Annotated in this window: 20 protein-coding genes; 10 read left to right on the top strand and 10 right to left on the bottom strand. The window is 74.6% G+C overall.

The window, feature by feature from the left end; genetic code table 11:
• Positions 1-3: 3 nt before the first annotated feature.
• Positions 4-4,227 (bottom strand): molybdopterin-dependent oxidoreductase, encoded by a 4,224-nt coding sequence (locus V5D56_RS01600; protein WP_435737319.1) that lies wholly within the window; start codon positions 4,225-4,227, stop codon positions 4-6.
• Between the two features lie 116 nt (positions 4,228-4,343).
• Positions 4,344-5,444: a 3-keto-disaccharide hydrolase gene (locus tag V5D56_RS01595; RefSeq protein ID WP_435737318.1), complete on the bottom strand. Its 1,101-nt coding sequence runs from the start codon at positions 5,442-5,444 to the stop codon at positions 4,344-4,346.
• A 123-nt stretch (positions 5,445-5,567) separates the two neighbouring features.
• On the opposite strand from V5D56_RS01595, the gene V5D56_RS01590 reads away from it, so the two are divergent.
• Positions 5,568-6,083 (top strand): MogA/MoaB family molybdenum cofactor biosynthesis protein, encoded by a 516-nt coding sequence (locus tag V5D56_RS01590; protein WP_435737317.1) that lies wholly within the window; start codon positions 5,568-5,570, stop codon positions 6,081-6,083.
• A gap of 171 nt (positions 6,084-6,254) precedes the next feature.
• Here V5D56_RS01590 and V5D56_RS01585 read toward each other — a convergent pair whose 3' ends face one another.
• Genes V5D56_RS01585 through moaC form a run of 4 tightly spaced genes read right to left on the bottom strand, consistent with a single transcriptional unit; the run spans position 6,255 to position 8,091 of the window.
• Complete coding sequence (locus tag V5D56_RS01585; protein WP_435737316.1) at positions 6,255-6,491, bottom strand: MoaD/ThiS family protein; 237 nt, start codon at positions 6,489-6,491, stop codon at positions 6,255-6,257.
• Positions 6,492-6,494: 3 nt separating this feature from the next.
• A complete protein-coding gene (locus V5D56_RS01580; protein WP_435737315.1) occupies positions 6,495-6,779 on the bottom strand; it encodes a DUF6457 domain-containing protein in 285 nt (94 codons plus the stop codon).
• Positions 6,776-7,591 carry a molybdenum cofactor guanylyltransferase gene (mobA, locus tag V5D56_RS01575; protein ID WP_435737314.1) on the bottom strand — a complete coding sequence of 272 codons (816 nt, stop codon included), beginning with the start codon at positions 7,589-7,591 and terminating at the stop codon, positions 6,776-6,778. Before mobA ends, V5D56_RS01580 begins: the two co-directional genes overlap by 4 nt.
• Entirely contained in the window at positions 7,591-8,091 is a 501-nt protein-coding gene (moaC, locus tag V5D56_RS01570; RefSeq protein WP_435737313.1) for a cyclic pyranopterin monophosphate synthase MoaC, read from the bottom strand. The genes mobA and moaC overlap by 1 nt, the downstream gene beginning before the upstream one ends.
• Before the next feature lie 111 nt (positions 8,092-8,202).
• On the opposite strand from moaC, the gene V5D56_RS01565 reads away from it, so the two are divergent.
• Entirely contained in the window at positions 8,203-8,874 is a 672-nt protein-coding gene (locus V5D56_RS01565; RefSeq protein ID WP_435737312.1) for an AIM24 family protein, read from the top strand.
• 26 nt (positions 8,875-8,900) lie between these two features.
• Here V5D56_RS01565 and V5D56_RS01560 read toward each other — a convergent pair whose 3' ends face one another.
• Positions 8,901-10,376, bottom strand: coding sequence for a molybdopterin molybdotransferase MoeA (locus V5D56_RS01560; protein WP_435737311.1), 1,476 nt, complete (start codon positions 10,374-10,376; stop codon positions 8,901-8,903).
• A 103-nt stretch (positions 10,377-10,479) separates the two neighbouring features.
• Between V5D56_RS01560 and V5D56_RS01555 the strand changes: the two genes are divergently transcribed.
• The 3 genes from V5D56_RS01555 (at position 10,480) to V5D56_RS01545 (ending at position 13,207) form a co-directional block, all read left to right on the top strand.
• Positions 10,480-11,229 (top strand): PAS domain-containing protein, encoded by a 750-nt coding sequence (locus V5D56_RS01555; RefSeq protein ID WP_435737310.1) that lies wholly within the window; start codon positions 10,480-10,482, stop codon positions 11,227-11,229.
• 13 nt (positions 11,230-11,242) lie between these two features.
• Positions 11,243-12,106, top strand: coding sequence for an SDR family oxidoreductase (locus V5D56_RS01550; RefSeq protein WP_435737309.1), 864 nt, complete (start codon positions 11,243-11,245; stop codon positions 12,104-12,106).
• Positions 12,107-12,376: 270 nt separating this feature from the next.
• Positions 12,377-13,207, top strand: a complete 831-nt coding sequence (locus V5D56_RS01545; protein WP_435737308.1) for a GAF and ANTAR domain-containing protein — start codon at positions 12,377-12,379, stop codon at positions 13,205-13,207.
• On the opposite strand, the gene V5D56_RS01540 is transcribed toward V5D56_RS01545, so the two are convergent.
• Complete coding sequence (locus V5D56_RS01540) at positions 13,196-13,939, bottom strand: PAS and ANTAR domain-containing protein (RefSeq protein ID WP_435737307.1); 744 nt, start codon at positions 13,937-13,939, stop codon at positions 13,196-13,198. The two genes, V5D56_RS01545 and V5D56_RS01540, sit on opposite strands and share 12 nt — an antisense overlap.
• Positions 13,940-14,086: 147 nt before the next feature.
• Between V5D56_RS01540 and V5D56_RS01535 the strand changes: the two genes are divergently transcribed.
• Positions 14,087-14,584, top strand: coding sequence for a DUF6328 family protein (locus V5D56_RS01535; RefSeq protein ID WP_435737306.1), 498 nt, complete (start codon positions 14,087-14,089; stop codon positions 14,582-14,584).
• Between the two features lie 22 nt (positions 14,585-14,606).
• On the opposite strand, the gene V5D56_RS01530 is transcribed toward V5D56_RS01535, so the two are convergent.
• Positions 14,607-15,872, bottom strand: a complete 1,266-nt coding sequence (locus V5D56_RS01530; RefSeq protein WP_435737305.1) for an MFS transporter — start codon at positions 15,870-15,872, stop codon at positions 14,607-14,609.
• Between the two features lie 110 nt (positions 15,873-15,982).
• On the opposite strand from V5D56_RS01530, the gene V5D56_RS01525 reads away from it, so the two are divergent.
• Genes V5D56_RS01525 through V5D56_RS01510 form a run of 4 tightly spaced genes read left to right on the top strand, consistent with a single transcriptional unit; the run spans position 15,983 to position 18,668 of the window.
• Positions 15,983-16,687, top strand: a complete 705-nt coding sequence (locus V5D56_RS01525) for a DUF1361 domain-containing protein (RefSeq protein ID WP_435737304.1) — start codon at positions 15,983-15,985, stop codon at positions 16,685-16,687.
• Positions 16,688-16,720: 33 nt separating this feature from the next.
• Positions 16,721-17,428: a hypothetical protein gene (locus V5D56_RS01520; protein ID WP_435737303.1), complete on the top strand. Its 708-nt coding sequence runs from the start codon at positions 16,721-16,723 to the stop codon at positions 17,426-17,428.
• The gene (locus tag V5D56_RS01515; RefSeq protein ID WP_435737302.1) at positions 17,425-18,087 is read left to right on the top strand and encodes a hypothetical protein; all 663 of its coding nucleotides are present in this window, start codon (positions 17,425-17,427) and stop codon (positions 18,085-18,087) included. Before V5D56_RS01520 ends, V5D56_RS01515 begins: the two co-directional genes overlap by 4 nt.
• Positions 18,084-18,668: a hypothetical protein gene (locus V5D56_RS01510; RefSeq protein WP_435737301.1), complete on the top strand. Its 585-nt coding sequence runs from the start codon at positions 18,084-18,086 to the stop codon at positions 18,666-18,668. Before V5D56_RS01515 ends, V5D56_RS01510 begins: the two co-directional genes overlap by 4 nt.
• Positions 18,669-18,765: 97 nt before the next feature.
• Here V5D56_RS01510 and V5D56_RS01505 read toward each other — a convergent pair whose 3' ends face one another.
• Positions 18,766-20,169, bottom strand: coding sequence for a hypothetical protein (locus tag V5D56_RS01505; RefSeq protein WP_435737300.1), 1,404 nt, complete (start codon positions 20,167-20,169; stop codon positions 18,766-18,768).
• Positions 20,170-20,185: the final 16 nt, after the last annotated feature.

Raw genomic sequence — 20,185 nt, 5'->3', positions numbered from 1 at the left:
CCGTCACTGGTACCGGACCTCCTGCGACCGCCGCCGGATCACCGTCATCTCGTCCCGCTGGTTGCCGGTCGGGCCGAGGTAGTTGAACGCGTACGACAGCTGCGCGTAGCCGCCCGCGAGGTGCGTCGGCTTGAGGAGGATGCGCGTCAGCGAGTTGTGGATCCCACCGCGCAGCCCCGACGTCTCGGCGAGCGGCACGTCGATCGTCCGGTCGGTCGCGTGGTGCATGTAGACCGTGCCCTCCGGCATGCGGTGGCTCACCACCGCCCGCGCGACCACGACGCCGTTGCGGTTGTAGGCCTCGATCCACTCGTTGTCGGCGACGCCGATCTTCGCCGCGTCCGCGGGGCTCATCCACACGTTCGGTCCGCCGCGCGAGAGCGACAGCATGAAGAGGTTGTCCTGGTACTCCGAGTGGATCGACCACTTGTTGTGCGGCGTGAGGTACCGGACCGCGACCTCGGCGTGCCCGTCCGACCCCGGGTAGCCCGACGGCGACGTGTCGCCCACCACGGGCGAGTCGCCGAACAGCCGGTGCATGTCGAGCGGCGGCCGGAAGATCGGCAGGTGCTCGCCCAGCTCGATCATCCAGTCGTGGTCGAGGTAGAAGTGCTGGCGGCCGGTGAGCGTGTGCCACGGCTTGAGCCGCTCGACGTTGACGACGAACGCCGAGTACCGGCGCCCGCCGTGCTCCGAACCGGACCACTCGGGAGACGTGACGACCGGCGTCGGGCGCGACTGCACGTCCGGGAACGTGATCCGCACGCCCTCCTCCTCGCGCGCCAGGTCCGCGAGCGGCGTCCCCGTGCGCTTCTCGAGGTGCTCGAAGCCCTGCACCGCCAACCGGCCGTTGGTCGTCCCGGACAGCGCGAGGATCATCTCGCACGCGTGCGTGTCCTTGTCGAGGCGCGGACGCCCGGCGGCCGGTCCGTCCTGCACGACGCCGTTGCGCTGGCCCAGGCGCCGCACCTCCTCGTCCGGCATGAACGCGACGCCCTTCGTCGCCATCCCGGCGGTGTCGGTGAGCGGCCCGAGCGCCGCCATGCGCGCCGCGAACGCGGGGTAGTCGCGCTCCACGACGACGAGCTTCGGCATGGTCCGGCCCGGGACCAGCTCGCGCTCGGTCATCGGCTGCCCCGAGTCGGTGAGCGCGCCGTGCGGCACCGCCATCTCGTCCGGGGTGTCGTGCTGCAGCGGCACGGCGACGAGGTCCTCGCGCACCCCGAGGTGCTCCACGGACATCTCCGAGACCTTGGCCGCGATCGTGTGGAACGTCGCGAAGTCCGTGCGCGTCTGCCACGGCGGGTCGACCGCCGGGTTGAACGAGTGCACGAACGGGTGCATGTCCGTGCTCGACAGGTCGTGCTTCTCGTACCAGGTCGCGGCCGGGAGCACGACGTCGCTGAACAGCGTCGTCGACGTCATGCGGAAGTCCAGCGTGACGAGCAGGTCGAGCTTGCCCTGCGGCGCCTCGTCGCGCCACGTCATGGTCTGCGGCCGCCGCTCTGGCCCGGACTCCGCCGCGTTGACCGCCGCGTCCGTCCCCAGCAGGTGCTTGAGAAAGTACTCGTTGCCCTTGCCCGACGACCCGAGGATGTTCGCCCGCCACACCGTCACGACGCGCGGGAAGTTCTCCGGCGCGTCCGGGTCCTCGCACGCGAACCGCAGGTTCCCGGCCTTGAGCTCGTCGACCACGTGCGCGGCCGGGTCCTTGCCCGCCGCGCGCGCCTCGCCGACCAGGTCGAGCGGGTTGCGGTCGAACGTCGGGTAGCTCGGCATCCACCCGCGCTGCGCCGACTCGACGAGCGTGTCGGCCGTCGTCCGGCCCGCGAACTGGCCCTGCGCGAGCGGCGACGCGAGCGAGTCCGCCGGCAGCCCGTCGTAGCGCCACTGGTCCGTCGCGAGGTACCAGAACGCCGTCCCGATCATCTGCCGCGGCGGGCGCACCCAGTCCAGCCCGCCCGCGTACTGCGCCCACCCCGTGATCGGGCGGCACTTCTCCTGCCCCACGTAGTGCGCCCAGCCGCCGCCGTTCACGCCCTGGCACCCCGTGAGCGTCGTCAGCGCGAGCATCGCGCGGTAGATCGTGTCCGAGTGGAACCAGTGGTTCGCGCCCGCGCCCATGATGATCATCGAGCGCCCGCCCGAGTCGAGCGCGTTCTGGGCGAACTCGCGGCCGATGCGCTCCGCGGCCGGCGCGGGCACGCCCGTGAACTGCTCCTGCCACGCCGGCGTGCCCGGCGTCGACGGGTCGTCGTAGCCCGTCGGCCACTCGCCCGGCAGGCCCAGCTCGGGCCTGTCGACGCCGTACTGCGCGAGCATGAGGTCGAGGACCGTCGTCACCACGTGGTCCCCGACGCGGCGCACCGGCACACCGCGCACGACGACGCCGGAGCCGCCCGTGTGGGCGGAGGCGTCGTCGCCGGGCGTCGGGTCGACGTCGAACCGGGGGAGCGCGACCTCGACCGTCTCGTACGTCTCGTGCGCGCTGTGTCCGGGTCCGGCGGGGACGGGGGCGGCGTCGGGTCCGGCGGGGACGGGGGCGGCGTCGGGGCTCGGGCTACCATCCGGAGCCCTCGTCCCTCGGGCTCCTCCCGCCAGGCCCGCCACGCCCTTCGCCTCCGACGCCGCCCCCGTCTCCGCCTCCGCTGCCGTCTCGCCACGGGCCGTGGTCGGGGCCGTCGTGCCCGACGGCGTGGGTGCGGCGTGCGCGGTCGGCTCGCCCCGGTCCGTCGCCGAGGTAGAGCCCTGGTCTGCCGAGGTAGAGCCCTGGTCGGCCGAGGTAGAGCCCTGGTCTGCCGAGGTAGTACCTCGGTCGGTCGCGTCTCGGGTCGGGGCGACGCCCGGGGCGCCGAAGAAGGCGCCGTGCGGGTCGGCGACGGAGAGGAGGGGGTCGATGTCGCCCAGGTCGAGGTTCCAGCGGCCCGCGTCGGCGTCGCCGTAGCGGTGGCCGAGGGAGCCGTTCGGGATCCGGGGGGTGCCGTCGGCGTCGAGGACGACCGTCTTGAACGCCGCGTTCGCGGGCGCGGCGCCGTCGGCCATGGGCGTCGCCGCGGCGGCGGCGAGCATGTCGTCCGGCAGGTCCGCGGCGGTGAGGAACTTGGCGGGGAGGTACGTGCCGTCGTCGCGCCGTTCGAGGCGCACGAGGTGCGGGAGGTCCGTGAAGCGGGCGCCGTACTGCGCGAACTCGGGCGTGCGGCGTCGGGCGTAGTGCTCGGTGAGGATCACGTGGCCCATGGCCTGGGCGAGCGCCCCGTCCGTGCCGGGCTGCGGCGCGAGCCACTCGTCCGCGAACTTCGTGTTGTCCGCGTAGTCGGGCGAGACGACGACGACCTTCTGGCCGCGGTAGCGGGCCTCCGTCATGAAGTGGGCGTCGGGCGTGCGGGTCACGGGGACGTTGGATCCCCACATGATGCAGTAGGTCGAGTTCCACCAGTCGGCCGACTCGGGGACGTCGGTCTGGTCGCCGAACACCTGGGGCGACGCGACCGGGAGGTCCGCGTACCAGTCGTAGAACGAGAGCATCGTGCCGCCGAGCATCTGCACGAACCGCGCGCCGACGCCGTGCGACACCATCGACATCGCGGGGATGGGGGAGAACCCGGCGACGCGGTCGGGGCCCCAGCGCTTGATCGTGTGGACGTGCGCCGCGGCGACGATCTCGGCCGCCTCGTCCCACGACGCGCGCACGAGACCGCCCTTGCCGCGGGCCGACTTGTAGGCGCGCGACGCGTCCGGGTCGGACGTGAGGAACTCCCACGCCAGGACCGGGTCACCGCCGACCGTCGCCTTCGCGCGCCGGTACAGGTCGAGCAGGACGCCGCGCACGTACGGGTAGCGCACGCGCGTCGGCGAGTAGGTGTACCAGGAGAACGCGGCCCCGCGCGGGCAGCCGCGCGGCTCGTACTCGGGCGAGTCGGGGCCCACCGACGGGTAGTCGGTCTGCTGCGTCTCCCACGTGATGATGCCGTCCTTGACGTACACCTTCCAGGAGCACGACCCCGTGCAGTTCACGCCGTGGGTTGACCGCACGACCTTGTCGTGCGACCACCGGTCCCGGTAGAAGACGTCGCCCTCGCGACCGCCGCGCAGGAACACCTGGCGCAGGTCCGCGGACACCTCGCCCGGGCGCAGGTGCTTGCCGAGCCGGAGCAACGCGTCCTCGACCGGACCTGCGGGGACGGGCCCGGACGGTGCCTCGGGGGTAGGCAGGGTGGACTGCGACATGCGGCCTCCTGGGCGAGCAGGACGGGCTGGTGCGATCCCTGCCCACTATGCCCAGGAAGGTGGTGGAGCGCGCGGTGAGCGAGGGATCGGACGTGCCGCCCGGCGGGCGGGGTGGGTCAGCCGCAGTCCGCCGCCGCGAACGGCGTCTCGACGACGACGGGGCCGCCGTCGTCCCCGGCGACCGTGAGGGACACGGAACCCGCCGGGACGGACGCCGCACGGGTGTTGAACGCCTGGTAGGCGCTGCGCTGCGGCGCGACGTCGGTGAACTCCCGCTGCCCGGCGGGCGTCGCGAGCGTCAGGTCGACGGCGTCGTCCCCGACGTTCTGCGCGCGCACCGCGACGTAGGCCGTCCCGGCGAGGCAGCGGACGCTCGCCTGCGTCGTCACGGGGGGCAGCTCGCGGACCCGGATGTCGCGGTAGGACACCACGTCCGGCGCGGAGCCGTGCGCCTGCACGCCGACGTACCCGACGAGTCCGCGGCTGCTCGAGTCCGGGTCGAGCGGCCGGCCCGGGAAGGGGACCCCGGGCAGGTTCTCGTACTCGTTGATCACGACGCCGTTGCGGATCACCGTGTAGTGCTGCCCGACGACGCGCACCTCCAGCTCGTTCCACGTCCCCTTGGGCGTCGGCATGGCCCGGTCGAGCCCGATGTCGGCGAAGCCGTAGACCGACCCCGTCTTGCGCGGGTCGTTCGAGCCGCCCTCCGGGGAGTCGTTCACCTGGATCTCGTGGCCGCAGTTGACGGCGATCCAGGAGAGGTTGCCCGTCTCGCTGCCGTTGAAGGTCGTGGGGCAGCCCTCGACGGGGCCGTCCAGAGCGGGGAAGCGCACCTGGACGCCGCTGTTGCCGCGCAGGTCCCCCGGGGCGTCGTCGCGGAACTCGAGCGTGAGGGAGAAGTCGCCGTACTGCAGGACGGGGTACCAGAGCGTGCCGAACCCGCCGTCCTCGCCGACCCGGCTGCGGATCGTGCCGTCGTCGAGCAGGTCGAACCCGCCGTCTCCCGCGTACTCCCACGCGTCGAACGACTCCTGCGTGCCGTCGAAGATCACCTCGTACCCGTCGTCCGCGGCCTGCGGGTCTACGTCGGGGGCGGCGGAGGCGGGCGTCGCGAGGGCGAGCGCCACGACGACCGCGGTGCCGACCGCGAGCCGGGCGGCGTGCCGGGCTCCTCGCGGGGAGGTGCGGCGGGAGGTCACGGACCGGGCGGTGCTCATCGGAACTCCTTCGTCCTGGGGCTGCGAGGGAGCGGCGCCGGTGCCGTCACCCTCGTCCACCCTAGGCACGTGCGTGGCGGTCTCGCGCGACGGCTGCGGCCGGTACGTCGGTACCGTGCCCCCATGAGCGAGCACCCGCGACCGCCCTCCACCGACGTCCACGTCGTCGTCGTCACCGTGTCCGACCGTTGCTCGCGCGGGGAGGCGCAGGACCGGTCCGGCCCGCTCCTGGTGGGGCTCCTCGCGGACGCGGGCTACGGCAGCGTGGGCACCGATCTCGTGCCCGACGGCGCAGCCTCCGTCCGCGACGCCGTCGCCCGGGCCGTCGCCTCCGGGGCGCGTGTCGTGCTCACGACGGGAGGGACCGGCGTCGGGCCGCGCGACCTGACGCCCGAGGGGACGCGGCTGGTCGTGGACCAGGAGGTCCCCGGCATCGCCGAGGAGCTGCGCCGGCGCGGCGCCGCCCACGTGCCCGCCGCGGTGCTGTCGCGCGGCATCGCGGGGACCGCCCCCGGCCCGGACGGTCGCGTGCTCGTCGTGAACCTGCCCGGCTCGACAGGCGGGGTGCGCGACGGCTGGGCCGTGCTCGAACCGCTCGTGCCGCACGTGCTGTCCCAGCTCGGCGGCGGCGACCACTGACCTGTCAGCGCCGAGCGCGCCTCGCCGTCAGCACCGGGCCGGACGGCCTGTCAGCACCGGGCAGGTCTCCGGACCGCTCGCGTGCTGACACCTTCTCGGGGCGGCAACCTGTCAGCGCCGGGCCGGTCCAGGCACCGGTGGGGTGCTGACAGCTCGTGCCTCGGGGTTGGGTCAGCCCCCGGCGAAGGGCGGCAGGACGTCGACGGTCTCGTCCGCGCCGACGGGAGCCGCGTCGTCGGACGCGCGGACGCCGCCGACGAGCAGCGAGCAGCGCGGCAGGACGTCGGTCAGGGCGGGGTGCCGGGAGACGAGCGCCGCGTGCAGCGCGCCGACGGTCGTCGCGGCGACGCTCTCCGACTCGACGCCCGCGGCCTCGCGCGCGCCGGCGAAGTACCGGACGGTGGCCACGGGTCAGGCCCCCGGGGTCTCGGTGCCGGGCAGCTCGGGCTCGGCGGTCCACGCGAGAGCGAGCTCGGTGGCGCGGGCCAGCACGTCCTCGATCGGGTGGTCCGCGCCCTCGCCCGCGGCCATCCCGGCGACGTACCCCGCGATGAACGTCGTGAGCGGGGCCGCAGGGCGCTCGACGCCGTGGGCCGCGTCGCGCGCGAGGTCCAGGACGGCCCCGATGTCGACGACCTCGGGGTCGAGGTCGTACTCGTCGACGAGGGCGTCCACCCAGCGCTCGAGGTTGGTCATCGCGGCCTCCTGTCGGTGGGTGTGCCGTGCGGCGTGCGGTCGTCCGCCGCGCGGCCGGTCCCGGCGCGACGGTCGTGCTCGTGGGCATCCTGCCACGTGTCCACGTCGTCCGTGAGGCCCGCGGCGTCCTCGACCGTCCGCGCGGTGAGGGCTCCGAGCAGGCGGTGCACCGGCGCGCTGTCGACGCCGCCCGCCGCTCGCAGCCGGGCGACCGCGGCGTCGAGCGCGTCCCGGCGGTAGAGCCCCACGAGCCACTGGTCGCGGCCGTCGCGCACGGCGTGGACCGCGTCCACGGGCTCACCGGTCGCGTCGGTGTCCGCGGCCGCCGCGAGCAGGAGCGGGACGGCGTCCGCGGCGCGGGGGACGTCGCACGCGAGCACGAGCACCCAGGGCGCGGGGGCGTCGTCGGGCGCCGCGGTCGCGGCAGACCCGGTCGCAGCGTCGAGCAGCCCGGCGGCGTTCCCGTCGGGTGCCACGGTGCGCAATGCCGCGAGGCCCGCCGCGATCCCGGCCACGGGCCCGCCGAACGGCGGGTCCTCGCGCGTCAGCAGGTAGCGCGCGGGCCCGTCGGTGGCGTCCGTGAGCTCGTCCGGCCCGACGACGACGGTCACCCGTGCGCCCGACGTCGCCGCGAGCGCGTGCTCGAGGAGGGGCCGGCCGGCGACGACGAGGCCCGGCTTCGGCGTCCCGAGCCGCGTCGCGCGCCCTCCGGCGAGGACGAGCGCGTCGAAGGCCGGCAGCCCGGTGCGGGACCGGGGGCCGGGGGACGAGGGCGCGTCGTGGCGGGTCTGCGCGGGGGGTCGGTGCGGCATCATCCGGTTCCCGAGCCCACGACGGCGGAGCCGTCGGACCGCCTCCAGTCGCCGGACTTGCCGCCCGTCTTCGCGACGAGGCGGACGTCGGTGAGCTCGACCGACTTGTCGAGGCCCTTGACCATGTCGACGACGGCGAGCCCCGCGACCGCGACGGCCGTGAGCGCCTCCATCTCGACGCCCGTCCGGTCGGCGGTGCGGACGGTCGCCGTGACGTCGACCCCGTGGTCGCCCACGGTGAGGTCGACGGCCGCGCCGTGCACCCCGATGACGTGCGCGAGCGGCAGGAGCTCGGCAGTGCGCTTGGCGCCGGCGATCCCGGCGATGCGCGCGACGGCGAGCACGTCACCCTTCGGGACGGCGCCGTCGCGCAGCGCCGCGACGACGTGCGGCGGGCACCGCACGACGCCCGTGGCCGTCGCGGACCGGACCGTGGGCTGCTTCTCGGTGACGTCCACCATGCGTGCGTGGCCGCGCTCGTCGAGGTGCGTGAAGCTCATGCGCCCACTCTTCCACGGTCCTCCCGTGGTTCCACGTCCGCCCTCGGTCTCGGCCGCGTCCCCGGCGCGCGACCGTTGCCACCGGGGCCGCCGTGACGCAGGATCGGGGCCATGCGCAGCTCACTCCTCGACCACGCCGAGCGCTCCGTCGAGCCCGGCAGCTTCCAGCTCCAGAACGACCGCATGCTCAAGGTGGACCTGTCCGGCACGGGCGGGTTCTTCTTCGCCAAGCAGGGCTCGATGGTCGCCTACCAGGGCGACGTCGACTTCGCGTACGAGGGCTCGGGCGGCCTCGGCAAGATGTTCAAGAAGGCGTTCACCGGCGAGGGCATGTCCCTCATGAAGGTCTCCGGGAGCGGCGACGTGTTCCTCGCCCAGGACGCCGACCAGGTGTTCGTGCTCCACCTCGAGGACGAGGGCGTCACGGTCAACGGCGCGAACGTGCTCGCGTTCGAGAGCTCGCTGACGTGGGACATCAACCGCGTCGAGGGCGCGTCCATGATGAGCGGCGGGCTGTTCAACACGACCTTCCGCGGCACCGGCTCGATCGCGGTCACGGCGTACGGCACGCCGGTCGTGCTGAGCGTCGACGTGCCGACGTTCGTCGACATGCAGGCCGCCGTCCTGTGGTCGACGTCGCTGCAGTCGTCGGTCCGCAAGACGGCGAAGCTCGGCGCCGCGATCGGGCGCGGGTCGGGCGAGGCGTACCAGCTCGCGCTGTCCGGGCAGGGGATCGTCGTCGTGCAGGCCTCGGAGGGTCACCCGATCCCGACCGCGAAGTAGTCGCCGGCGCGCGGCTCGTCGGTGCGCTAGTCCAGGAGGAGCACGCGGACCGCGTCGCCCGCCGCGACGGCCGTGACGTCGGCCGGCACGACGGCCACCGCGTCGGCGGACGCCAGCGCCGAGAGCCGGTGGGAGCCTGAGCCCTGCGCCCCGACGGCCGCAGCACCCGCGGCGCCGCCGCCGTCGGCGACCCCGCGACCGTGCTCCGGTCGCGCGAGGACGACGTGCGCGTCGTCGGGCCCCGCGTGCCGCATGAGCACGAGCTGCTCCCGGCCGAGGGGCGACGCCCAGCCCTCGCCCGCGACCCGGGTGACGAGCCTGCGGCGCGGGTCGGGACAGCCCCGCAGCCGGTCGACGACGGGGCGGACGAACAGCTCGAACGACACGAACGCGCTCACCGGGTTGCCCGGGAGGGCGAGCCACGGGACGCCCCGCCAGCGCGCGAGGCCCTGGGGCTTGCCGGGCTGCATGCCGACGGCGACGAGCTGCGCGTCGGTGACTGCGTCCTCCCAGGCCGTCCCTGACCGGGTCGCAGGGTCGAGGAGCCCGCGGACGACGTCGAACGCCCCGGCGCTCACGCCGCCCGTGGTGACCACGAGGTCGGGCGGTGCGACGGCGCCGTCGGGCCACGCGCTCGACAGGACCCCGTCGAGCGCCGCTCCGAGGTCCGCCAGCGTGTCGGCCACGGCGCCGCGTCGCACGACGGACGCCCCCAGCGACCGTGCCGCGGCGGCGACGAGCACGGAGTTCGAGTCGGGCAGCATGCCGGCCCCGGGGGCGGTCCCGGCCGGCACGAGCTCGCTGCCCGTCGAGACGACGGCGACGCGCGGCTCGCGGTGGACGGGCAGCGTCGCGTGTCCGGCGGAGGCGGCCACCGAGACGTGACGCGCGCCCAGCCGCGTGCCGGACCCCAGCACGACGTCACCGCGCCGCACGTCCTCTCCTCGCCGGCGGACGTGCGTGCGTCGCGGACCGCCCCGGTCCGCGACGGGGAGCGTCACCGTGCCGACCCACGAGTCACGGGACGGGCCCGAGCCCGGCACGAACCGGCCGGTCGATGTCTCCTCCACGGGCACGACGGCGTCCGCGCCGACCGGGACGACGGCCCCCGTCATGATGCGCGCCGCTTCCCCGGGGCCGATGTGCGGCCCGGACCCGCCCGGTCCGCCGCCCGGGTCGTCGGTCCCGCCCGAGCCGCCGCCCGAGCCGCCGCCCGAGCCGCCGGTCGCCCCGCCAGAGCCGCCCGCCGGGACGTCCGCGACGACGCGCAGGGTCACCGGGGCGGCCGGCGTGGCGCCCTCCACGTCGGCGGTCCGGACGGCGTAGCCGTCCATGGCCGACGCGTCGGCCGCGGGGGAGTCGAGGAGCGAGACGACGTCGGCGGCGAGCACGTGACCGAGCGCGCCGTCGAGGTCGCGCTCCACGACCGGCAGCGGGTCGACGAGCGCGAGCGCGGCGTCGACGTGCTGCACGACGGTCCGCCGGTCCTCGGGAGGGGTCATGGCCGCACGCTACCGAAGTGCGGGTGCCGTCCGCCGACCTCTGGGCTAGGTTGGAGGCGGAGTCAAGAAGCGGCCCGAAACCCCCTGGATCCAGGAGGACCACATGGCCCCGAACTCCGTGACCGCCGTCAGCCCCGCGCAGACCACCCCCGTGCGCCCGGCGTCCCTCGCCGAGGTTCTCGCCCTCGGCACGCACCTCCTCGTCGGGCAGTACCGGGTCGAGATCGGCACCGGCACGTGGTGGTGGTCGGACGAGGTGTACACGATGCACGGCTGGGAGCCCGGCGACATCGAGCCCGGGCTGGACGCGCTGCGTTCGCGCAAGCACCCGGACGACCGCGCCCGCGTCGTGCGCGTCGGGACCGACGCGCTGCGCACCGGGCGTCCGTTCTCGTGCGCCCACCGGATCGTCGACGGCCACGGCCGCGCGCGGACGGTCGTCATCACCGGGCAGGGTCGACGCGACGCGAGGGGCCGCGTCGTCGAGATCGCCGGGTACGTCGTCGACGTGACGCCCGTGCAGCGCGAGGTGCTCGACCGCGAGGCGAACCGTGCGGTGACCCGCGCCTTCGTCACCGCCGCGGCCGTCGAGCAGGCGAAGGGCGTCCTCATGGCCGTCCACGGCGTCGACGACCTGGAGGCGGCCCGCCTGCTCGCGGAAGCCGCGAGCGAGGCTGGGACCCCTGTGCACGACGCGGCGGCCCAGGTGATGGCCGCCCTGTCGAAGGCGGGCGGGGTCGGCCCGACGGCCGAGGCGACGGTCGCCGGAGCGCTCGCCGCGGTCAAGCCGCCGGCCCGGCCGCGCGCTCACGACGCCCAGCTCGCCCGACGCCGCGAGCCGGCTCGCGGCTGAGAAGGAGGACGACATGACGGACGACACCCCCGCGTTCCCTGCCCAGCAGCAGGAGCCGCCCGGACTGACCGGACGGATGGACCCGACGCCGGACCACGGCGAACGCTCGTACCGCGGCACCGGCCGGCTCGAGGGCCGGCGTGCGCTGATCACCGGAGGCGACTCGGGGATCGGCCGGGCCGTCGCGATCGCGTTCGCGCGCGAGGGCGCCGACGTCGCGATCTCCTATCTTGCCGAGGAGCAGGAGGACGCCGAGGAGACGGCACGGTGGGTCCGGGAGGCCGGCCGCACGGTCGCGCTCCTGCCCGGCGACCTCACCGAGGAGGCGACGGCGCGCGCCCTCCCGGGGCGGGCCGTGGCGGAGCTCGGCGGCCTCGACGTGCTCGTCAACAACGCCGGCTTCCAGTACGCCCGGCGCGAGTCGTTCGCGGACGCGACGACGGACGAGTTCGACCGCGTGCTGAAGACGAACCTCTACGCGCTGCTGTGGGTCACGCAGGCGGCGCTCGAGCACCTGGGCGAGGGGGCGAGCGTCATCAACGTCTCCTCTATCCAGGCCTACCAGCCCTCGACGTCGCTGCTCGACTACGCGTCGACGAAGGCCGCGATCAACAACCTCACGGTCAACCTCGCGGCCGAGCTCGGCGCGCAGGGCATCCGGGTGAACGCGGTGGCCCCCGGGCCGATCTGGACGCCGCTCCAGCCGGCCACGCAGCCGGCGGAGAAGATCGAGCAGTTCGGTCAGGACACGCCGCTCGGTCGCGCGGGGCAGCCCGCGGAGGTCGCGCCGGCGTTCGTGTTCCTCGCGTCCGCGTCGGACGCGAGCTACGTGTCGGGAACGGTGCTCGGGGTCACGGGCGGCAAGCCCGTGTTCTGAGCCCCGAGACCTCCCCGGGGCCGCGGCTGCTCGGCCGATCGCCGCAGCCCGCGGGAGGACGGAGGACGAGCCCGCCGTGCTCGTCCGGGAGCGGGTCCTTCGCGAGAGCGACGGCGCCCGTGGTCGGGACACAGCCGCCACGCCTTGTGCGGGCGAGACGGCCACCGCTCCCGCCTCGCCCGGGCCTCGTGCCCGGGCGGGGTTCCGGCGCGGGTCGACGGTCGTGGCCGACGTAGGCTGGTACCGGACTGACCGAGAATGGAGCGCCTCATGACGAGCATCGAGCAGCGGACGGCCGAGCCGAGCACGACGGCCCAGGACGCACCCGGCGCCTCCGGGTCCGCGCCCGGCGCCACCGGAGCGGCACCAGGTGCGCCGATCGTCGTCGACGGACTCACCGTCACGGGCCGCGTCGCCGACGCGGCGCGTGCTCTCGCGGACGAGCCCACGCTCCAGCAGACGCTCGACCGCGTGGTCGAGCTCGCGGTGTCGATGGTCGACGGCTGCGAGTCCGCGGGCATCTCGCTCATCTCGCGGGGCCGCATCGACAGCCCCGCGGTGTCGGACCCGCTCGTCGCGCGCGGGGACGAGCTGCAGTACGAGCTCGGCGAGGGCCCGTGCCTCGACGCGATCCGTGAGGCCCCGCTCGTGGAGTCCGGCGACATCGAGGCCGACGTGCGGTGGCCCCGGTGGTCCCCGAAGGTCGCGGACGAGCTGGGCGTGCGCTCGATGCTCTGCGTCCAGCTCTACACGTCGGAGACCGCGCACGGCGCGCTCAACATGTACGCGACGACGCGCGACGCGTTCGGGCTCGACGACCACCACCTCGCCGCGACGTTCGCCGCAGTCGCCGCCGCGGCGATCTCGGCGGCGCGGACCGAGGAACAGCTCCAGTCCGCCGTGCAGACCCGCACCCTCATCGGCCAGGCCCAGGGCATCCTCATGGAGCGCTTCTCGTTGTCGTCGAGCCGTGCGTTCGCCGTGCTGAGCCGGGTCTCGCAGGACTCGAACGTCAAGCTGGTCGACGTCGCGCGGCAGATCGTCGAGACGCGTCGCGTCCCCGGGATCGACCGTCCCGACGCGCCGACGTCAGGTTCCTGATCCCTCCAGGCGCGCACGGTCGGCTTCCGCGGCGGGATCGCGCTCGGCGTCGGTGAGGAGCGCGTCGACGCGTTCGCGGGCCGCCTCGACGACGTCGCCGGACGTGCCGAGCCCGCCCACGAGCCGCCGCGCCAGCTCGCGCACCGCGACGTTGGCGTCGTTGGACCGCTTGCGCAGCAGCTCGAACGCCTCGTCGGCGTCGACCCCGAACGCGACCATGAGCACCCCCTTCGCCTGTTCGATCACCGACCGGGAGGCGTCCGCGGCACGGATCGAGGCCGTCGCCTCGCGCCGCGCGGCCTCGCGATGGTGCTCCGTGACGTCGACGAAGTAGCCCGAGAGCTCGACGACCTCGCCGCTCGTCCTGCTCCGCCGACCCTGCGCGACGACGGCGAGCGTGCGTGTCCGCCCGGCCGCGTCCACGATGCGGTGCATGGAGCCGAACGGGTGGCCCTCACGGGCCGCGAGGGTGAGCGCACGCACGCCGTGCTCGCGCTCGTCCGGATGGGTGTGCGCGCGAAGTAGCGAGGTCGTCGGGACCACCTCGCCGGGTGCGAACCCGTGCATGGCGAACACCTCGTCGGACCACCACCACCGCTCGGTGGCGAGGTCGACGCGGAAGCGGCCGACGGGTTGAGGTTCTCCCGCGGCGAGGGCGGCGAGCACGGCGACGAGGCGGCTCGGGAGGGTGATCGCGGGTTCTGGGTCGTCGGAGGGCAGGACGGCGTCCATCGATGGGTGTCCCCGGGGGTCGAAGCAGGACGGAGCCGATTCCTGACCCCAGCAGTGGAAGATTAGCCCAGCGCGCGGCCGAAGGCGGTCTGCGGCGGACGAGCGGGTCGAGCGGGTGCAACCCGCTCCGACGGACGGAGGGACGACATGAGTGTGGGCGCCGACGAGGCACGGACCGGAGCGGACGACCGGGGGCGGGACGAGACCCCCGACGAGCGGTCCGACCGCAACTGGGTCGAGCTGCTGCAGGAGCTGCGCGTCATGCAGACGGGCGTGCAGATCCTCACCGGGTTCCTGCTGACGCTGCCGTTCCAGGCACGGTTCGCCGACCTCGACGAGTTCCAGGTGGGGGTCTACCTGACGCTGGTCGGGCTGTCCGTGCTGACGACGGGGCTCTTCGTCACGCCGGTGAGCATCCACCGGGCGCTGTTCCGCAAGCACCGCAAGCCCGAGCTGGTGACGCTGAGCGACCGCGTCACGCGCGCCGGGATCGTCGTGCTCGCCCTGGTCTTCACCGGCACGGTCCTGCTCGTGGTGGACGTCGTCGTCGGACGCACGGCGGCGCTCTGGGCGAGCGGTTCGGTCCTGGTGCTGCTGACGGCGCTGTGGCTCGTGCTGCCGCGGGTCGCGGTGCGCGACGCCTGAGCGAGACCGGCTCGCGGGGCGGTCAGACGGACGCCGCCGCCTCGCGCGCCCGGACGCCCCGGCGGACCGGGCCGAGCGTGAAGAGGAGCGTCGCGAGCGCGGTGAGGGCGAGCAGCCCGAAGCCGAGCCCGTACGTGCCCTCGAGCTGGTAGACGGCGCCCATGAGCAGCGGCGGGATGAACCCGCCGAGGCCGCCCGCGGCGCCGACGAGCCCCGTCACGGCGCCGACCTTGTCCGGCGGCGCGACCTTCGCGACGAGCGCGAACGTCGCGCCGGAGGACGCACCGAGCGCGGCGGCCAGGCCGAGGAACGCGATCGTCCCCACGGGGACGAGCGACGGCTGGAACGCGACGACGGCGGCGAGCGCCGTGACGCCGGCGAAGCACACGACCGACACCGGGACGCCGCCGAACCGGTCCGAGAGCGTGCCGCCGACGGGCCGCATGACCACGGCGAGCACGACGAAGCCCGCTGTGCGCGCCGCGGCGTCGGACACGGTGAGGTCGTAGGCGTTGACGAGGAACGTCGGCAGGTACACGGAGAACGCGACGAAGCCGCCGAAGCCGACGGCGTAGAGCCACGAGAGCTGGAGCGTGACGGGCATCCGGAACGTCGACCACGTCCGGGCCCAGAAGCCCCCGGTGGCACCCGCCGCGCGCCCGGGCGCGTCGCGCAGCAGCAGCCACGACACGACCGCGAACACCGCGAGGATCGCCGCGACGAGCAGGAACGGCGCCGCGTCCCCCCAGGCGTCACGGATGCGCACGGTCGTGAACGCGGAGATCGCCGTCCCGCCCATGCCCATGCCGAAGATCCCGATCGCGGTGCCGCGCCGGGCCGGCGGGTACCAGGCGTTGACGAACGGCACGCCGACCGCGAAGGCCGTGCCGCCGAGGCCGAGGAAGAAGCCGCCGACGAGGAGCGCGACGAAGCTGTCCGCGACGAGCCCGACGAACAGCACGGGCAGGATCGTCGCCGCGCTCACGAGCGGGAACATCACGCGGGCGCCGAACCGGTCCGTGAGGGCGCCGATGGGGATGCGGCCGAGCGAGCCGACGACGACCGGCACCGCCACGAGCACCGAGACCTGGACGTCGGTGAGGTCGTACAGCTGGCCGTACGCGGCGCCGAGCGGGCTGATGAGCGCCCACGCCCAGAAGTTCACCGCGAACCCGATGGTCGCCAGGGCGAGCATGAGGGTCGGTGACGTGCTCGGTGCCGGTGGCCCGGCCGTGGCCTCGGGAGCGAGGTGTCGGGGCGTCGCCGGGTTCTCGTCCTGCCGTGCCATGTCGCTCCTGGGGGGAGGTGCCCGTCCTCGGGCACGGGGAGGGTTCGCCGAGTTCCACGCTATCGGCGTCGTCCCAGGCCCGCGCGGCGAGTCACCCGTAGCGTAGGAGGGTGCTCACCTGGCTCTTCGGCGGCGTCGCGCTGCTCAACGTCTACGCGCTGGCGCTCATCCTGCTGCGGGCCCTCGTGTACCGCACCGCGGTGTACCGGCCCATGCTGCTCAACCTCGGGCTCTCGATCGTTCCCGTCTTCGTGCTCGGGGCGGTCGTGCTCGTCGACGCGACGCTCCTCGCCGCCGGGGTGACACCGTGGGTCGTCACGGCGGTGGCCGTGCTGGGGACGCTCGTCTGGCTGGTCCTGCTGCCGAACGCCGGATACCTCGTCACCGAGCTGAACCTCAACCACCGCAAGGACGGTGAAGGGGTTCCGCTGTGGTACGACATCGTCGCGGTGCTGACGCTCGCGCTGTCCGGTGTGCTCAACACGGTCGTCAACGTGCTGGTCGCGCAGATGCTGTACGCCGTCCTGCGCTACCCCGACGACGACGCGCCGTTCACCCGGCCGGGCACCTGGGTCGCCGTGGCCGTCGTGCTCGTGCTCGTCACCGTGGGCATCTACCTCGGTCGGTACGTGCGCTTCAACAGCTGGGACCTGCTGCACCCGACGCAGTTCGTGCGCAAGCTCGCGCGGCACCTGCGCGAGCCCGGGACGCTCGGGCAGGCGCTGCTGTTCTGCGTCCTGCACTCGGTGCTGCTCGCCCTGGTCTACGTCGTCGTCGTGGGGCCGATCACGACGGTGTTCGTCCGCGGCGCCTGACGGCACCGCCCGCACCACCGTAGGATGCGCGGCGTGATCACGACGTCGCCGAGGGCCGCCCGCGCCGTGCCCGTGGCGCGGGCCGTCGTCGGGACGTGGCAGCGCCGGACGGCCCTGGCGGTCGTGCTCGGTGTCGTGGTGGGCACGACGGCGGCCGGGGGTCTCGCGCAGCACGTCGCCGCCGACGCGGGGCCGGTCCGGGCCGCCGCGGGCGAGCCGGTCCCGACCGGGCCGTTCGACCTCACGGTGCGGTCGTGGTCCGTGACCGACGACGTCCAGGTCTCCGCGCTCGAGGACGCCGGGGCCGACGCGTGGCTGCTCGTGGTCGTGGGCGCGCTCGACACCGATCGTGAGTCGCGTCGCCTCGGCGACGCGGCCGTGACGCTCCCGGCGGAGCTTCCCGGCGGCCTGGCGCTCGCGGGAGAGGCGGAGCCCGACCGTCCGGAGGCGACGCTGCTCGTGCGCGACGCCTCGCCGTTTCCCGTGCTGCAACCGGGCCTGCCGGAGGACGTCGCGCTCCTGTGGCACGTGACGGTCGAGGACCAGGCGGCAGCGGCCGACGCGCCGGCCACGGCCGCCGAGCCGCTCACCGTGACCCTCCCGACGTTCCGCTACCGGGACATGACGATCGGGGGCGGACGGCGGTGGGCCGAGACGGGCGAGGTGGTGCTCGTGGACGTCCCGCCCGGCGACGTCCCGCCGAGCATCGTCGACCCGCCCGAGGACGAGGTGGGCTGGTGAGCGAGCAGAGCACCGCGGCGACCGTCGTCGGGCCGCCACCGCCCGCACCGTCCGGTGCGCCCGTGACCCCGCGCCCGCGCCGGGTCGACCGGGTCGTGACCGTCGTCCTGCTCGTCCTCGCGGTCGTGGTCGGCGCCGCCGTCGCGCGCGTCGACACGTGGTGGCCCACGCTCACGTCGACGACGTCGCGCGGCGCCGTGGGCGAGACGGTCACGGCAGGGCCCGTGCGCGTGCGCGTCGACGACGTCCGGACCGGCACGGTGCTCGAGGACGCCTTCGACACGCTCACGACCGACGGCGTCTGGGTCGCCGTCGACCTCGCGGTGTCCGGCACGACGCGAGAGGCAGGCATCGACGTGCTGGAGCTGCGTGACGCCGAGGGTCGCGACCACGAGGCCTCGCACCGGGTGAGCAACTCGATGATGAGCACGTTCGTGGGACCGGACGTCCCCGAGGCGGGGACCGTCGTGGTCGAGGTCCCGGCCCGGGCGCTCGAGGGAGACCTCGTGCTGCGCGTGCTCACGGAGCACCAGGACGCGGACGTCGACCGCCCGCAGGCCGTCGCCGAGGTCGACCTCGGCCACGTCGAGGCTCCGGCGGACGGCGACGCCGTCGAGGTGCTCGCTCCCGCGCTCGTCCCGGGTGGGTGGGACGGTTGAGCGGCGGCGGCGGCGGCGGCGGCGACGGCGTGGGCGGCGTCGGATGGTGGCGCGCGAACCGCTGGCGGCTGGTCGTGCTCGTGGTCGCGCTCGCGGTGCTCGGCGCGCTCACCTGGCGCTCCGACGCGGTGCAGGGGTGGTGGGCGTCGGAGCCGCACCGCTCCCACGCGGCCGACGCGGAGGGCTGGGCGCAGGTCGGCGACGTGCGGGCCCGTCTCGCCGGGATCGAGATCGTCGACTGGCTCGACGACGGCTTCGACGGCCGCGTCGAGGCCCCGGACGGGTACACGTTGTGGGCCGTCGACCTCTCCGTGCGCTCGGACGTCCTGCCCGGCGCGGCGAGCGCGGAGGAGGCGTACTCCGCGTGCGAGGTCGTGCTGCTCGACACGTCCGGCCGCGAGTTCAGCGCGGGCGCGTCGTCGCTGCCCGGCATGCCGATGACCGACCCGCCCGTGTGCACGGGTGCCGTCTCGAGCCGCGCCACGCAGTACTTCCTCACGCCCGACGACGCCGAGCCCGCCGAGGTGCGCCTCGTCGAGCCGGAGCTCCTCCCGGACTACTGGTCGCTCTCCGTGCGCTGATCGCGAGGTTGAGGTGTCCAGGGTCACCGAGATAGCGATGTACGGGCACAGCACCCAGGTTCTGGGCGCCGTACGTCGCTATCTCGGCCGTACGTCGCTATCTCGGCCGTGCGTCGCTGTCTCGCGGCGCGCGCTGCGCACGACGGGTCCGCAGCGCCGACGGCAGCCCGAGATTCGCGAGCAGGGCGTCGGCCGCGGCGGCGAGGAGCACGGTCGTGAGGACCTGGACGACGACGGTCGCGACGGTCTCGAGCGGCCCGATCACCGCGCGCCACACGACGACCCCGGGCTGACCGAGAACGGCCTGGGCGGCCGTGAAGACGACCTGCTCGGCCAGAGTGAGCAGCGCGAACGCGACGCAGAAGAGCAGCACCGCGCTCCACCGGCTGCGCCACAGCATGCCGAGCGCGCCGACGAGGCCGCCGAAGCGCCGGCCCGGGTCGAGCATGAGCTCCCACGCCTTGCGTGCGCCGCTCGCGCCGAGCGTGCGGTTGAACCGGTCGACGACGCGGGCGGTCCGTCCCCCGGCGTCGGCCGGCGCGTGCACGGGGTCGACGACGTCGATCGCCTCTACGCCGTAGACGATCGTGCCGAGCGTGAGCCACGCGAGCGGGACCACGAGCCCGGTGACGATCCCGGCGAGCAGGAGCGACGTCGTCGGGCCGAGGGCGTCGACCAGCGGCCGGAGGAGGTCCACGCGCGCGACGACGCCGTCCCACCACGTCGTCACCTCGACGACGACGACGCGTGAGGTCCACCAGTCGCGGACCTGCCCCACGACCGCCGTGACGGTGAACGCGCCGACGACGATCCACACGACCTCGCAGTACCCGGCGGCGATGCGCACGGCAGCCGTGCGGGCGCTGCGCCGCGCTTCCCCGCCCGCCTCGACGACGCCCCGCTCCAGGCGCTTCGCGACGCGCTCGAGGAGGGTGCGGGCGAGCAGCGCGCCGGCCACGAGCAGCACGACGGTGAGCCCGAAGCCCTCGGGGACCGGGTTGGCGGTCTCGATCCCGGCACCCGCGGCGAACGCGTGGTCGAGCGCCGCCGAGTCGACGTAGGCCTGCCAGTCGGAGGACAGCCCGCCGTAGAACTCGTAGATGACGAGGTAGGGCACGAGCACCGACGCGATCGACCCGAGCAGCGCGCGCACCTCGATGCGGTCACGGTCGTCGCGCGGCTCGCGCCGCAGCACGTGCAGCATGACGACGATGCCGACGACCGTCGCGAGCGGCGAGAAGCACAGGACGAGCAGCCCCAGCTCGCCCGACGACGGCGCGACGGCGAGCGCGGCCCGCAGCGCGAGCTCGTGGGCGACCTGCGCGAGCACCGCCACCGCCACGAGGGCAGGCCAGTGCCGCGCGAGCAGGCGGCCTGCGTCCGCGAGGACGCGCAGGCCCGCGCGCAGCACCGACTCGTCGGTCGGTCCGGCGGCGTCGCTCGGGTCTGCGTCGGTCGTCGTCGACGCGGGGGGAGTGGTCATGGGGACGGGATCCGTCACGCGCGCCAGGGTACCG

It is taken from the genome of Cellulosimicrobium sp. PMB13, from assembly GCF_051294865.1.
Classification (GTDB): Bacteria; Actinomycetota; Actinomycetes; order Actinomycetales; family Cellulomonadaceae; genus Cellulosimicrobium.
Note: the sequence above shows the minus strand (reverse complement) of the source record. Positions and strands in the feature narration are given on the sequence as shown.